This window comes from Neisseria flava, assembly GCF_982712965.1.
Genome location: NZ_CEXQBZ010000023.1, coordinates 1 through 14,432 on the forward strand (window position 1 = coordinate 1; position 14,432 = coordinate 14,432).

At 52.7% G+C, this 14,432-nt stretch carries 12 protein-coding genes; 2 read left to right on the forward strand and 10 right to left on the reverse strand.

Annotated features, from left to right (window positions below):
• Window positions 1-443: 443 nt before the first annotated feature.
• Both parE and AC5M9B_RS01830 read right to left on the reverse strand, forming a co-directional pair.
• A complete protein-coding gene (parE, locus tag AC5M9B_RS01825) occupies window positions 444-2,429 on the reverse strand; it encodes a DNA topoisomerase IV subunit B (RefSeq protein ID WP_455007631.1) in 1,986 nt (661 codons plus the stop codon).
• A 69-nt stretch (window positions 2,430-2,498) separates the two neighbouring features.
• On the reverse strand, window positions 2,499-3,023 hold the full coding sequence (locus AC5M9B_RS01830) for an RNA pyrophosphohydrolase (protein WP_070656225.1): 525 nt from the start codon (window positions 3,021-3,023) through the stop codon (window positions 2,499-2,501).
• 345 nt (window positions 3,024-3,368) lie between these two features.
• On the opposite strand from AC5M9B_RS01830, the gene AC5M9B_RS01835 reads away from it, so the two are divergent.
• Together AC5M9B_RS01835 and AC5M9B_RS01840 are read left to right on the forward strand one after the other, a co-directional pair.
• Window positions 3,369-4,163 carry a formate/nitrite transporter family protein gene (locus tag AC5M9B_RS01835; protein WP_455007632.1) on the forward strand — a complete coding sequence of 265 codons (795 nt, stop codon included), beginning with the start codon at window positions 3,369-3,371 and terminating at the stop codon, window positions 4,161-4,163.
• Window positions 4,164-4,286: 123 nt separating this feature from the next.
• Window positions 4,287-5,786: a subtype B tannase gene (locus AC5M9B_RS01840; protein WP_455007633.1), complete on the forward strand. Its 1,500-nt coding sequence runs from the start codon at window positions 4,287-4,289 to the stop codon at window positions 5,784-5,786.
• A gap of 75 nt (window positions 5,787-5,861) precedes the next feature.
• Here the strand turns inward: AC5M9B_RS01840 and AC5M9B_RS01845 are convergent, their stop codons facing one another.
• From AC5M9B_RS01845 to glmM, 8 genes are all read right to left on the reverse strand, one after another.
• Window positions 5,862-7,253: an alanine/glycine:cation symporter family protein gene (locus tag AC5M9B_RS01845; protein ID WP_101810802.1), complete on the reverse strand. Its 1,392-nt coding sequence runs from the start codon at window positions 7,251-7,253 to the stop codon at window positions 5,862-5,864.
• Between the two features lie 422 nt (window positions 7,254-7,675).
• Complete coding sequence (gene apaG, locus AC5M9B_RS01850) at window positions 7,676-8,044, reverse strand: Co2+/Mg2+ efflux facilitator ApaG/CorD (RefSeq protein ID WP_003743457.1); 369 nt, start codon at window positions 8,042-8,044, stop codon at window positions 7,676-7,678.
• Between the two features lie 104 nt (window positions 8,045-8,148).
• On the reverse strand, window positions 8,149-8,637 hold the full coding sequence (locus AC5M9B_RS01855) for a phosphatidylglycerophosphatase A family protein (RefSeq protein ID WP_209282945.1): 489 nt from the start codon (window positions 8,635-8,637) through the stop codon (window positions 8,149-8,151).
• Entirely contained in the window at window positions 8,630-9,586 is a 957-nt protein-coding gene (gene thiL, locus AC5M9B_RS01860) for a thiamine-phosphate kinase (protein WP_487648149.1), read from the reverse strand. The genes AC5M9B_RS01855 and thiL overlap by 8 nt, the downstream gene beginning before the upstream one ends.
• A gap of 150 nt (window positions 9,587-9,736) precedes the next feature.
• The gene (locus AC5M9B_RS01865; protein ID WP_487648150.1) at window positions 9,737-10,528 is read right to left on the reverse strand and encodes a TatD family hydrolase; all 792 of its coding nucleotides are present in this window, start codon (window positions 10,526-10,528) and stop codon (window positions 9,737-9,739) included.
• Window positions 10,529-10,535: 7 nt separating this feature from the next.
• A complete protein-coding gene (locus AC5M9B_RS01870; RefSeq protein WP_487648151.1) occupies window positions 10,536-11,528 on the reverse strand; it encodes an asparaginase in 993 nt (330 codons plus the stop codon).
• 292 nt (window positions 11,529-11,820) lie between these two features.
• Window positions 11,821-12,504 (reverse strand): DedA family protein, encoded by a 684-nt coding sequence (locus tag AC5M9B_RS01875; protein ID WP_019269849.1) that lies wholly within the window; start codon window positions 12,502-12,504, stop codon window positions 11,821-11,823.
• A 311-nt stretch (window positions 12,505-12,815) separates the two neighbouring features.
• Window positions 12,816-14,153 (reverse strand): phosphoglucosamine mutase, encoded by a 1,338-nt coding sequence (gene glmM / locus AC5M9B_RS01880; RefSeq protein ID WP_107824734.1) that lies wholly within the window; start codon window positions 14,151-14,153, stop codon window positions 12,816-12,818.
• Window positions 14,154-14,432 lie beyond the last annotated feature (279 nt).

Consider the following 14,432-nt stretch of genomic DNA (forward strand, 5'->3'; position numbering starts at 1 on the left):
CAGGAAAGGCCGTATGCTACCGCATACTGGCCTTTTTCTGTTAGGGAAAGTTGCACTTCAAATGCGAATCCGCCGACGTTTCCAGTATACAACCCGCCACTCGGGGTATCGTTTTTCAGGGTTTGATGCCTTTCCTCCATTTATAGTGGATTAACAAAAATCAGGACAAGGCGACGAAGCCGCAGACAGTACAGGTAGTACGGAACCGATTCACTTGGTGCTTCAGCACCTTAGAGAATCGTTCTCTTTGAGCCAAGGCGAGGCAACGCCGTACTGGTTTAAATTTAATCCACTATACTTGAACCCTGCCTGCTGCCGCACAAATATAGGTCTCCTGCAAGCAGTCGTTCTTTCCATCAAACAATCTAAAGATATTTGAGAAAAGGTCGTCTGAAAACCTAAATCTGTTTTCAGACGACCTTTCGCTTTTCAAACGAATAGCATCAAATATCCAATTCCGCCGTATCGCCTTCGCGCTCCATCCATGCGCGGCGGGCGGCGGCTTCGCCTTTTCCCATCAGTTTGACGAAGATGTTGCGTGTTTCGTCATCCGCGCCTTCGGGGATTTGTACCTGCAACAGGCGGCGGGTGTCGGGGTGCATGGTGGTGTCTTTGAGCTGGTCGGGGTTCATCTCGCCCAAGCCTTTGAAGCGGCTGATGGAATAGGCGGTTTCTTTGACGCCTTCTTTTTGCAGCCGCTCCAAAATGCTGTCGAGTTCGTTTTGGTCGAGGGCGTAGAATTTGCGGGCGGGTTTGCTTTTGCCTTGTGCGTTGACATCGACGCGGAACAGCGGCGGCTGGGCGACGTAGATGTGTCCGTCGTCGACCAGTTTCGGGAAGTGGCGGTAGAACAGGGTCAACAGCAAAACTTGAATATGCGAGCCGTCCACGTCGGCATCGGACAGGATGGCGATTTTGCCGTAGCGCAGGCCGCTTAAATCGGGATGGTCGTTGATGCCGTGCGGATCGACGCCGATGGCGACGGAAATGTCGTGGATTTCGGCGTTGCCGAAAAGCTGGTCGGGGTGGACTTCGAAGCTGTTGAGCACTTTGCCGCGCAGGGGCAGGATGGCCTGGGTGGCTTTGTCGCGGGCGAGTTTGGCGGAGCCGCCGGCGGAATCGCCTTCAACGAGGAAGAGTTCGTTTTCGCGGATGTCTTCGCTTTCGCAGTCGGTCAGTTTGCCGGGCAGGACGGCGACGCCGCTGCCTTTTTTCTTTTCGATTTTCTTAACCGAACGCATCCGCGCCTGTGCCTGACGGATGGCGAGTTCGGCGATTTTTTTGCCGAAGTCCACGTTTTGGTTCAGCCACAATTCCAAAGGGTCGCCCGATACGGCGGCAACGAGTTTCAACGCGTCGCGGTTGGTCAGTTTGTCTTTGGTCTGACCTTGGAACTGCGGGTCGAGGATGCGGGCGGAGAGGACGAAGGCGGTTTTGCTGAACACGTCGTCGCTTTGTACTTTCACGCCGCGCGGTAGGAGGTTGTGCAGATTGATGAAGTTGTTGACGGCGTTGAACACGGCTTGTTTCAAGCCTGCTTCGTGCGTGCCGCCCAGCGGGGTGGGGATGAGGTTGACGTAGCTTTCGTTGGCGCACGAGCCTTCTTCCAGCCAGGTCAGGGCAAACGCGGCGCCTTCGCCGATGCTGAAATCGCCGTTGTGGTCGTCTGAAATGTAGTTTTCGCAGGAGAACAGCGGTACGGCTTCCTGTGCGTCGGCAATCAGGTCGGTCAGGTAGCTTTTCAGACCGTCGGGGTAGTGCCAGGTTTGGGTATGCGCTTCGTCTTCGCCTTTGACCGGACGGGTCAGGGAAACGCGCACGCCCGGCAGCAGCACGGCTTTGGCGCGCAGCAGGCGTTCGAGTTCGGGGATGCTGTAATTCGGGCTTTCAAAATATTTGCCGTCCGGCCAGACGCGCACTTCGGTGCCGCTGTCTTTGACGGCGCATTTGCCCACTTGTGCCAACGGTTCGACCACGTCGCCTCCGGCAAACACGATGCGGTGGATTTTGCCTTCGCGTTTGACGGTGACCTCAAGGCGGGTGGAGAGGGCGTTGGTGACGGATACGCCCACGCCGTGCAGGCCGCCTGAAAAGGCATACGCGCTGCCGCCGTCTTTTTTGTTGAACTTGCCGCCCGCGTGCAGACGGGTAAACACGAGTTCGACCACGGGCACGCCTTCGACAGGGTGCAGCCCGACGGGAATGCCGCGTCCGTTGTCGTGTACGGAAAGCGAACCGTCATCGTGGATGCGCACGTCGATTTCAGTAGCGAAACCGCCCAACGCCTCGTCCGCCGCGTTGTCGATGACTTCTTGGCAGATGTGGGTCGGGCTGTCGGTGCGGGTGTACATGCCGGGACGTTCTTTGACCGGCTCCAAGCCTTTGAGGACGGTAATGCTGGATTCGCTGTATTGGTTGTTTTTAGTCATAGGGGAAGAGGTCGTCTGAAAGGAAGAACAACGCTTTCAGACGACCTGAAAGCGTTGCGTTTCGTTGTTTTATCGGTTGTCAAAAGGCAGGCGCGCGGTAAAGTCTTCGTAGCTTTCCATGCCGCGCAGGAAGCGGGAGGAGAGTTCTTTTAATGCCCCCAAGTAAACGTCGCGTTTGAAATCAATCACTTCGTCAACGGGAGCCCAATATTGGTGCCAACGCCAGCCGTCAAATTCGGGATGGTGGCAGGCGCGCAGATTGATGTCGCTGTCGCGCCCGACCAGCCGCAAAAGATACCAAATCTGCTTCTGCCCGCGATACGAACCGCGCCATTCGCGGCGTACCCAGTGGCTCGGCACGTCATAACGCAGCCAGTCGCGCGTGCGGCCGACGATTTTGATGTGCTGCGGCAACAGCCCGACTTCTTCGTACAGCTCGCGGTACATGGCGGTTTCAGGGCTTTCGCCCGGCTTGATGCCGCCTTGCGGAAACTGCCAAGAATGTTCGCGCACACGCTTGCCCCAAAAGACTTCGTTGCGGTGGTTGATTAAGATAATACCGACATTGGGGCGATAGCCTTCTCTGTCTAACACGGTGTCGCCCTTCGTTAAATTAAAATTAAATCATGCGATTTTCCCATAAATCGGGCGGGTTTGACAAATCGGGAGACCGTATCGGCGGGCATTTGAAACCAGATACGGCAGGTTCCTTCAAACGCATCTGAAACATATATACTTCCTGCCTTATCTCAATTACCCCTCATGTAATAATCTTTCTTTGAGCCAAAGCAAGGCGGCGCGTCCGCATTTTAGGTTTAATACACTATTATTTTTTATCCGATAAGACCGTACACCGGCATCCCCCGACACTGCCCTACCGCGACAGTTCCGCCGTCTTCAGAAACGGCGTTCCCACCTCAATCTACTTTAAGGAAAATCATGGCTTCGCGCGATTTATATCCACAGGAAATTTTACAGGTCGTCCTCGATAAAAGCTGTGCTAAGGCACAATCCAGCATTCCTACGCTGGCGGTTTTGAGCGTTTTGGCGGGCGGATACATCGGCTTCGGTTATCTTGCTTATTTGAAAGTGGTCAGCGGCATTCCGCACGAATGGGGCGGCTTGGCGACTTTGCTCGGCGCGGCAATGTTCCCCATCGCCTTGATCTGCATCCTGCTCGGCGGCGGCGAGCTGGTGACAAGCAATATGATGATTATGTCTTTGGGGCGTTTGGCAGGGCGGATTTCCACGAAAATGCTGCTGCGCAACTGGGTCGTCGTGTGTCTGGGCAATTTGGCGGGAACGCTGGCGATGGCGTTTTGCCTTGGACACTACGTCGGCATGACCGAAGGCAGCGTGGCGGAAAAAACGATTGCGGTGGCGGAAGCCAAAGTCCATATGGATTTCGGCAGGGCTTTCGTCTCGGCGGTCGCGTGTAACTGGATGGTGTGTATGGGCGCGTGGCTGCACTTTGCCGCCAAGCATACGGCAGGGCGGATGTTGGCGATTTGGTTTCCCGTCATGATTTTCGTGTTAAACGGTTTCCAACACCTTGTCGCCAATATGTTCGTCATCCCCGCCGGTATTTTGGCGGGCGCAGATATTACATGGGGGCAATTTTTCTTCAACATGATTCCTGTATTTTTAGGAAATACCTTTGGCGGGGCATCATTTGTCGGTGCATCGTATCTTTATACTTATAAAGATACGCTGAAAGATTGCGCCGAGTCTTGAATAGATTGGTATTGAAAAGGTTTAGAAACGCAAAGGTCGTCTGAAAACAGGATAAAACGTTTTCAGACGACCTTTGTCTTAGGTTATTATCTCCCTCCACCCTTTCAGATCAGAAAGTACATCATGAATACGCTGAACAAAACCCTGTTATCCGTTTCCGTCGCGCTGGGCTTAAACGCCTGCGCCAACGTCCAAACCGCCAAAACCTACGACTTGGGCTTTTCCAAACAGAAATACACCGAACAAAGCATCGAAGTGAATGGTCAGGAGGTTAAATTCCGCGCTTACGAAAACGTGGTTTACGTCCGCAATCCTGTCGACACCCGCTACGAAATCATCAATATTTACGTCCCCGAAGCCTATTACAACGGCGGCGAGATAGACGGCTTTACCGCTGAAACCGCACCGATTTTCCTGCCCAACCAAATCGGCGGCTATATGCCTGCCGAACCGGGCAAGCCTGCTTTAGAAGGCAAACGCGGCGAACCTGAAGACGGTCAAAAATCGCCGAACGCCGCGCTGACCGCCCTTTCCAAAGGCTATGTCGTTGCCTCCCCGGGCGCGCGCGGCAGAACGGAACCCACCGGTAAAGCACCTGCCGCCATTATCGATTTGAAAGCCGCCGTCCGCTATCTGAAAGCCAACGACAAAGCCATGCCCGGCGATGCCGAAAAAATCATTTCCAACGGCACAAGCGCGGGCGGCGCGATGTCCGCCCTCTTAGGCGCGACAGCCGACCAAAAAGATTACGAAAAATATCTGAAAGCATTGGGTGCGGCAGACGGCAGCGACAAGGTTTTCGCCGTATCCGCCTACTGCCCGATTACCGATTTGGACCATGCCGATATGGCTTACGAATGGCAGTTCAACGGCATTAACGACTATAAAAAAATGAATATTTCCATGCTCGACTACCGCGTCAAACGCGAGCTGGTCGCCGGCACGCTGACCGATGACGAGAAAAAACTGTCCGACCTCCTCAAACCGCTGTACCCCGCCTATCTCAACAGCCTGAACCTGAAATCCCCCGAAGGCAAACCACTGACGCTGGATGCCCAAGGCAACGGCAGCTTTAAAAACCATATTGCCGGCCTGCTCGCCCAATCCGCCCAAATCCAGCTTGACGCGAGCAAAGACCTAAGCGACCGCAAATGGCTGACCGTCCGCAACGGCAAAGTCGTCTCCGTCGATTTCGATGCCTACGCCAAAGCCGCCGGACGGCAAAAAACACCGCCCGCCTTTGACGGCGTAGATTTGAGCGCGGGCGAAAACCAACTCTTCGGCACCGATACCGTCGATAAACGCCACTTCACCGCGTTCTCCATGCAACACAACACCGCCGCCAACGCCGAAATCGCGGACGAAGAAACCGTCAAAATCATGAACCCGCTCAACTACATCGGCAAACCGGGCGCGAACCTGCCGCAAAACTGGCGCATCCGCGTCGGCACCAACGACCGCGATACCTCGCTGGCAGTCTCCGCCATATTAGCCGCCAAGCTGCAAAACAACGGCTACACCGTCGATTACGCCCTGCCTTGGGATGTCCGACACGGCGGCGATTATGACTTGGACGAACTGTTTGCCTGGATGAAGCAAGTCAGCAGCAGCCCTGCGAAATAATGCCCATCAGACAAATAAAAAGGTCGTCTGAAAACCAGAATCTTGGTTTTCAGACGACCTTTTGTTTCATTCAAATTAATGAGGCAATTCACCGCTGCGGATTTTCTGTTTGAAATCCTGCGTTTCTCTGACAATTACTTTCGCCATCAGTAAGAGAGCGATTAAGTTGGGCAAAGCCATCAATCCGTTAAACGTATCAGAAGCAAGCCATACCAAATCGAGGCTCAAGACAGTTCCCAGCATGACCGAGGCAACGTAAACGACACGGTAGAGATTCGCAGATTTTTCGCCGAATACATATGCCGCACATTTCTCACCGTAGTAACACCAGCCCAAAATGGTCGAATAGGCAAAGAAAATCAAACCGATGGTAACGATCCAGCCGCCAAAGCCTGGTAGCATTTTTTGGAAGGTAACGGTAGTCAGCGCCGCGCCGCTCAATTCCGGTTTGACGAACTCACCGCCCGCACCGAGCAAACCCATCACCAATACAATCCCTGTAATCGAGCAGACGACGATGGTGTCCAAAAACGTCCCGGTCATAGAAACCAATGCCTGACGGACGGGATGATCGGTTTTCGCAGCCGCGGCGGCAATCGGTGCGGAACCCATACCCGCCTCGTTAGAAAACACGCCGCGCGCCACGCCGTAGCGGATCACCGTTCCGATTGCGCCGCCTGCCACAGCCTGCGCGCTGAACGCATCAGAGAAAATCAGCTTGACAGCGGGTGCCAGTAAGTCCGAATTTACAGCAATAATGGCAATGCCGCCTAAAACGTAAAACACCGCCATCGCAGGTACGATAAACGAAGCAGCTTTAGCGATACCTTTAATACCGCCCAAAACGACGATAGCGGTCAAAATGGTCAGGACGACGCCGGTATAACCCGGTTCTACGCCGAAGCTCGTCTGAACGGCCTGCGCAACCGAGTTGGACTGTACCGAACTGCCGATACCGAACGAAGCGAATGTGCCGAATAAAGCAAACGCCAATGCCATCCATTTCCAGTTTTTGCCCAAGCCTTTTTCGATGTAATACATCGGCCCGCCGGACATCTCGCCTTTGGAGTTGGTCACGCGGTATTTCACCGCCAACACGCCCTCGGCGTATTTGGTCGCCATACCGAAAATGGCAGTCATCCACATCCAAAATACCGCACCCGGACCACCGGTAACCACGGCGGTCGCCACACCGGCAATGTTGCCTGTACCGATGGTGGCGGACAGGGCGGTCATCAAAGCGGCGAAATGGGAAATATCGCCTTCGTGGTCTTCGCCGTCATCCTTTGTTTTCTGCGGCATAAACGCCTGCTTGAGCGCGTAACCGAGCATAGAAAATTGCAGGCCTTTGAGCATAACGGTCAACAAAACGCCCGTTCCGACCAACAACACCAGCATAACAGGTCCCCAGACCCAGCCGCTGACTGTTTCAAAAAACGCTTTTAAATTCTCCAAAAATAATTGCATGGTTTTCTCCTCATTGTGTTTTTAGTGTTCGGTCATTTCAGCATAAAGCGTTAAAAAACGCAACGGTCTGATGATATGCTCCTTATTTTCTCCATAAATCTAAACTCATCACGTCGGATCTCAATGCAGAGAACATTAAAATAAAAATACCCGTCTGACATCAGTCTGCGCAAATGGAAATCCGTATTTCAGCATTACAAAAAACCAATAAACATCATATACTTAAAATACCTATCCTCCTCTCTGCACAAATTTAAAAAGATAGGGCCTTCCATTTCAATTCACGATAAATTTCAGACAACCTTCTTGCCGTTAAAAACAACAACTCAATATTTAAACCAACAGGCAAAAAAGGTCGTCTGAAAGCCCCTTATTTCTTTCAGACGACCTTGAATTCCCGCTTTGTATTGTTTTCGGGTATTTTATTGCAGGGTAAAGCCTGCTTTGAAATCCAGCTTCGGCACGCCGATGATAAAACGCTCGCCGATACTGTCTTCAAACTCGTATGCACCTTCGATACTGCCCCAAGGCGTGCTGATTTGCGAGCCGCTGTTGTACTCGTATTCCTCACCCGGATACAGGACAGGCTGCTCTTCGATCAAACCGCCGTGTCCGACCTGCCCGATTTCCCCGTGCCCGTCGGTAACTTCCCAAAACCGCTGGCGCAATGTGATAACTTCATTACTGCGGTTGCAGATGGTGATTTGATAATTAAAAGCATAGCGATCACGATAAACATCGCTTTGTCCGGCGATATAACGCGGCTTTACACTGATTTCTATATTATTCATTTTGCTTCCCCGTGATGATGCGGTTCTATTTTTATTTAAAAGTGAGTGAAAGTGTGCCTGCCTTATATTTTTTTATCGGCAGTCATATATTTAATTGTGTGTGTTTAAAAAATCCAAGATGCCAGCCCTAATACCAGACCGGTCATCAGTGCGGCGATCAGGTCATCAAGCATAATGCCCAGCCCGCCGTGGATGCGGCTGTCGAACCATTTAATCGGCCAAGGCTTGAGCATGTCGAACAGTCGGAACACGATAAAAGCCGCAAGCCACCAGTTCCACCGGAAAGGCACGAAAGACAAAACCAAAATCATTGCTACGATTTCATCCCAAACGATACCTCCGTAATCCTGTATGCCCAGTTCTTTTTCGGTATAACCGCAAATGCGGATTCCCCAAACAAACATGGCGATACACAACAATGCCAAAACCCAGCCGCCGATTCCGATCAAATGAAGGACAAATGCCAAAGGCAAAGCCGCCAAAGTACCGGCTGTTCCCGGCGCAACGGGAGAAAGACCGCTGCCAAAACCAAAGCCCAAGAAGCATAAAGGACGCTCTTTGAGCCATGTGAAAGTAGGTTTAAATTCAGACAAAATGATCGAACCCCCGTGAAGTAAGCAATAATTCGCCGCCTTTTTTATCCTTTATTTTCAGACGGCCTGAGTTGTTTGTTTTCCCTATCCTTGTTACTGCCACACCGCATTGCGCTGCTGCGGCAAGGATTTCACTGCGACGGTCTGTGGAAGCGGTAAATACCAATTCGTAATCGTCGCCGCCCGATAAGGCGAAAGCCGTCCATTGTTCTTCAGACAGCGATGTTCTCAATTCATCGGGAACCGGCAACACATCTGTCGAAATTTCCGCCCCCAAAGACGACGCGGTCAAAATGTGCCCCAAATCCTGCGCCAGCCCGTCCGAAATATCTTGGGCGGCATGGGCAAGCGGCAAAAGTGCCAAACCCAAATCTACCCTTGGCTCAGGTCTGAGGAGTTTATCTTCGCAAAGTCCGAAGACTTTCGGCGGCAGGGTGCAGTTTTTCAGACGATGGTTTAATGCTGCCGCAGCCATACCAATTTGCCCGGACACCCAAATATCATCCCCTTCCTGCGCTGCATCGCGCCGCAGGGCTTGCCTTTGGGGCAGTTCGCCGACGATGGTGATGTTGAATACCAAATCACCTTTGGTCGTATCGCCGCCGATAAGCGTGATGCCGAAACGTTGTGCCAGCGAGAAGAAACTTTCGCAAAACCGCGTCAGCCATTTTTCGTCCAAATCGGGCAATCCCGCACTGAGCAGAACCCATTTGGGAACGGCACCCATCGCCGCCATATCGGATATGTTAACTGCTAGCATTTTCCATGCCAAATCTTCAGGAGAAACATCTGAAAAAAAATGTTTGTCCTTAATCAACATATCGGAACTAAAACACAAATCAAATCCTATACTTGGACGGATGATGGCTGCATCGTCCCCGATACCCAATACCAAACCTTCCGCCTGCTGTTTTTGCAAAAACTGTCTAATAAAGTCAAATTCTGTCATATTTAGTGTAAAAAATTGTCAACTCGTTTACCTTACAGGAAACCGTAGGGCAAGACATTCCTTTTATAAATAGCGATATTCATTGCGTTATCACCAGGATTCACAACCCAAGGTCGTCTGAAAACATGCTTCCGATAAGACGGAACGTTTTCAGACGACCTTTTCTGCTGCCAGCAATATTTCCACATTCCGCTCGGTCGCTTCGGCTATCTCTTCAACAGCAACGCCACGAATTTCAGCGGCGATGGCGGCGATTTGGCGGATGTTGGCGGGCGTGTTGATTTCGTTTTTCAGCATAAACGGGCTGTCCGTTTCCAAGACGAAATCGGTGTCATCCAAAGTCTTGAGGGTTTCGCGTATTTTTCGTGCGTTCGGGTTGAGCAACAGCGAACCGATGCCGATTTTGAAACCTAATTTCGTCAACATGCGCGCTTCTTCCGCGCTGCCGGAGAAGGCGTGAACGATGCCGCCTTGGGCAAAACCTGTCTTCCTGACGGCGGTAGCGATGTCGGCGGTGGCTTTGAGATTATGGATAATCACGCGGCGGCGCAGGGTTTGTGCGATGGCAAGCTGGCGGCTGAAGACTTGGATTTGCCGTTCTCGCTGCGGCGGCGTTTGGGTTTTGTCATAAAAATCCAAGCCGATTTCGCCGACCCATGCCGTCGGACACGCTTGCAATGCTTGTTCCAAAAGCTGGAAATCCGGTTCGGAAACGTCGTCTGAAAACCAGGGATGGATGCCGAGCGCGATATGGATATTGCCCCAAATTGGGTTTTCAGACGACCTTTGCGCCAAATCTGCCACGTCCTGCCAATCTTGCGGCCGGGTCGCGGGAACGATAAACCGCCCTACTCCCGCCTCCCGCGCGGCGGTCAAAACGTGCGGCAGGTTTTCGCGTAAGGCGGGATCGGCGAGGTGGCAATGGGTGTCGGTCAGGTTCATTTTGATTTCACAATAATTGCAGTCTTACCAACTCTTTTTCTACATCTTCCGCACCCCAGCCTTGCGATACGGCGAGGGTCATGAGCGCGGTGGCGGTTTCGAGATTGCATTTGCCGCCGTTGATGATGCCCGATTTGCGGAACGCGTTGCCTTGTGCATAAACGGCGGCGGTTCTGCCTTGTTGGACTTGGCTGATGTTGAGCAGCAGTTTGCCTTGCTGCGTGAAGTCTTGCACGGCGCGGATGAAGCCTTCGTCTGCGGGGGTGTTGCCGTGTCCGTAGCTTTGCAGGATAAGGGCGTGGGCGGGAAGCTGTCCGAGTCCGTCCGCGAGTTCTTGGACGGCAAAGCCGGGGATAAGCGTGCGGACGGCGATTTTTGCCTGCGGGTCGGGATAGCGGATTTTGAGGTCGTCTGAAACATCCGCCGCCTCTTGTGACGGGATGCAGACATTGTGCCAGCCTTGGGCTTCGTCCCATTCGGCGATGGCGCCGAAATGCGGATTGTCGAAGCCTGCGGTGGTTTCGGTGCTGACTTTGCTGCTGCCGACGGCGGGATACAGTTTGCCGTCAAAGGCGATGACGGTTTGTTTGAGCTTGAGGCTGAAGGCGGCGACGGCGGTGGAGAGGTTGCGCGGGGCATCGCTGTTTTCGGCGGCGTAAGGCCATTGGGAGCCGGTCAGGACAATCGGTTTGCCCAAGCCTCGCAGGGCGAGCGCAAGGAGGTTGGCGGTGTACGCCATGCTGTCCGTGCCGTGCAGTATCAGGATGCCGTCGCAGGAAGGCAGTTTGGCGGCGATGATGTCCAGCCAGTCGCGCCAGTGTTGCAGCGTGACGGACGAAGAATCAATCAATGGATTGCAGACGTGCCACTCGAAGTCGAGGTCGTCTGAAAAAGGGGAAAGGGCTTGGCTGACCAGCACGGTATCGGGGCGCAGACCTTCGCTGCTTTGGGTCATGCCTATGGTGCCGCCTGTGTAGAGGACGAAGATTTTTTGTTTCATGGACATCATCGGGTCGTCTGAAAATAATGATGCGGCTTATTTAACTATATTTCGGACAGGCTGGCAATTTGGCGACGCAGACGGTTTTCAGACAACCTTGAAATGAAAAAGCACCCTGAGGCTGTCGATATTTAATTTTCCAAGTAGATTTTTATTCACGAAGCGTGAGACTCAGGACGGAAGCCGCAACAAGGTCAGAGACCTTGCGAGAATTTCCAACGCGGAAGATACCGCTTTGGATAAAAAACACGGAAACTATTAAATATCGGCAGCCTCTTTAGGGTGCTTGATTTTATCGTTCGCTTTGCGCGGCTTTTTTGGCTGCCTTGGCGGCTTTGCGCTCCGCTCGCTTTTCGCTCAACTTGGTACGGTAGAACTGAAGGCGTTGGCGTTTTTTCCACCAGAACCATGCCAACACCAATGCCAATACGCCCAAAACAACGAAGATGCCGGATTGCAGGCTGTGCATTTTTGCCATCAGCCAATCGATGTTGTTCGCGCCGTATTCGCCCAAATAAATCCACACCGGCACGGAAATCAACGCGGCAAGCCCATCCATCAGGATGAAGCGGGTATAGGAAACTTTGCGGCTGATGCCTGCGGTCACGAAAACGGCGGTACGCAAACCGGGCAGGAAGCGGGCGACGAACAATACCCAGTTGCCGTATTTGTCGAATTTTTCCTGCACCTGCGCGTAACGCTTCGGCGTCATCACGCGGGCAATGGGTTTGAACTTGAGAATTTTCTGTCCCCACACGCGTCCGGCGACAAACATAAATCCGTCGCCTGCCAACACGCCGAGCATACCGACGACAACCATCCAATGCGAATTGGTGTACCCCAAGCCGGAAATCACGCCGCCTGTCACCAGCGTCAAATCTTCGGGAATCGGTACGCCAAAGCCGCAGATGACCAAAACGAAAAACACGGCTGCGTAGCCGTATTGGACAAAAAAGGCTTCTAAAAAGGCAAACATGGCGTATCCGTCGGTTGTAATGTGGAGGGGAAATTCATTTGAACTGAATGTCGTATTTTACCAAAGATAGGGTCGTCTGAAAGAAATAACAAGGAAGGTTATGAAAATAGGTGTGAACAATATGAATTGATGTGTTTCAGACGACCTCGAATCCTAAAAAACACAATCAAAATGGATTAACCTTAAACCGGCATGGCGTTCCCCCGCCTTGCCCTGATTTAAAATCAATCCACTGTACCGCCGTTCCCGCTTGCGTGGAAACGACTGCAGTTCCAAGGTTTGCTAAAAACCTGATTGATTTTTTGACGGCATTACTGCTTGCCGGTGATGGCTGCCGCGATGCGTTCCGCACCCTTTTTCGCCCAGTCTGCCTGACGCGCTTCGACCATGACGCGCACGACCGGTTCGGTACCCGATGCGCGCAACACGACGCGGCCTTTGCCTTCGAGTTCTTTTTCCACTTCAGCCAATACGTCTTTCGAGGCTTCCTGCCATTTCTGACCTTTTTGGATGCGCACGTTGATCATGGTTTGCGGATACGGCTGCCAGTCGGCGCAAACGGTGGCAAGGTCTTGGTTCAGGATTTGCAGTGCCGCCAAAACTTGCAGCGCGGAGATGATGCCGTCACCGGTGTTGTGTTTGTCCATACACAAAATATGGCCGCTGGCTTCGCCGCCGATGAGCCAGCCGCGGTGGTTCAGTTGTTCCAATACATAGCGGTCGCCGACTTTGGCGCGACAGAAATCGACGCCCTGCTCTTTCAGGGCGATTTCCATTGCCATATTGGTCATGACCGTGCCGACCACGCCGCCGATGTTGATGCCTTCGCGGGCACGGGCTTTGGCGATGACGTAAATCAGGCTGTCGCCGTCGTACACTTTGCCGTTGCGGTCAACCATCATCAGACGGTCGCCGTCGCCGTCCAGCGCAATGCCGTAGTCGGCTTCGTTCTGCAATACAGCGGCCTGCAAGGCTTTGGGATGGGTCGCGCCGCATTTTTCGTTGATATTGTAGCCATTGGGTTCATCGCCGATGCTGACGACTTGCGCGCCGAGTTCGTGGAATACTTTGGGCGCAACGTCATAGCCTGCGCCATGTGCGGTATCGACCACCAATTTCAGACCGCGCAAATCCAAATGGCTGGGAAAGGTGGATTTGCAAAATTCGATGTAACGGTCGTCTGCGCCGTTGATACGGCGGGCGCGTCCGAGGCGGGCGGACGGCTGGGTTTTCATTTCCTCGTCGATTTTGGCTTCGATTTCCAACTCAATTTCATCGCTCAGTTTCACGCCGCCTTCGGCAAAGAATTTGATGCCGTTGTCGGAATAGACGTTGTGCGACGCGGAAATCATCACGCCGGCGGACAAACGCAGCGCGCGGGTCAGATAAGCCACACCCGGCGTAGGCAGCGGGCCGGTTTGGATGACGTTGACACCTGCGGCGGTAAAACCTGCCACCAGCGCGGCTTCGAGCATATAGCCAGAAATGCGCGTGTCTTTGCCGATCAGGACGGTCGGCTTCTGCCCGCCGTCATGCTGCACCAACACCTGCCCCGCCGCATAACCGAGTTTCAATACGAAATCGGGGGTAATCGGAAATTGACCGACTTCGCCGCGCACGCCGTCCGTGCCGAAATATTTTTTTGCCATGAGTTTACTCCGTGAGGATGTTTTTAGAATGGGGTTACCCGTAAATGTCATAACGGGCAGTATAGGGGGATTTTATGTAAAACTGTTGGGATTTATGTTTAGCGTCATTAGATTGAGCCTGAGCGGTATAGTTTCTTATCTTATCAAAACCCGAAACAAGTTAACCGGATTAAACAAAAGGGTCGTCTGAAACCGCCAAACTTGTTTGAACTGCACCCCAAAAGTTGGACATCCCCTCCAACTCACAAGGTGCAGTTTTTTTATGAGCAAATATACATT

Bases quoted from the DNA above. Each gene is read 5' to 3' on its own strand.
- parE (WP_455007631.1), bottom strand. From the start codon at position 2,429: ATGACTAAAAACAACCAATACAGCGAATCCAGCATTACCGTCCTCAAA.
- AC5M9B_RS01835 (WP_455007632.1), top strand. From the start codon at position 3,369: ATGGCTTCGCGCGATTTATATCCACAGGAAATTTTACAGGTCGTCCTC.
- AC5M9B_RS01840 (WP_455007633.1), top strand. From the start codon at position 4,287: ATGAATACGCTGAACAAAACCCTGTTATCCGTTTCCGTCGCGCTGGGC.
- AC5M9B_RS01845 (WP_101810802.1), bottom strand. From the start codon at position 7,253: ATGCAATTATTTTTGGAGAATTTAAAAGCGTTTTTTGAAACAGTCAGC.
- apaG (WP_003743457.1), bottom strand. From the start codon at position 8,044: ATGAATAATATAGAAATCAGTGTAAAGCCGCGTTATATCGCCGGACAA.
- thiL (WP_487648149.1), bottom strand. From the start codon at position 9,586: ATGACAGAATTTGACTTTATTAGACAGTTTTTGCAAAAACAGCAGGCG.
- AC5M9B_RS01865 (WP_487648150.1), bottom strand. From the start codon at position 10,528: ATGAACCTGACCGACACCCATTGCCACCTCGCCGATCCCGCCTTACGC.
- AC5M9B_RS01870 (WP_487648151.1), bottom strand. From the start codon at position 11,528: ATGAAACAAAAAATCTTCGTCCTCTACACAGGCGGCACCATAGGCATG.
- AC5M9B_RS01875 (WP_019269849.1), bottom strand. From the start codon at position 12,504: ATGTTTGCCTTTTTAGAAGCCTTTTTTGTCCAATACGGCTACGCAGCC.
- glmM (WP_107824734.1), bottom strand. From the start codon at position 14,153: ATGGCAAAAAAATATTTCGGCACGGACGGCGTGCGCGGCGAAGTCGGT.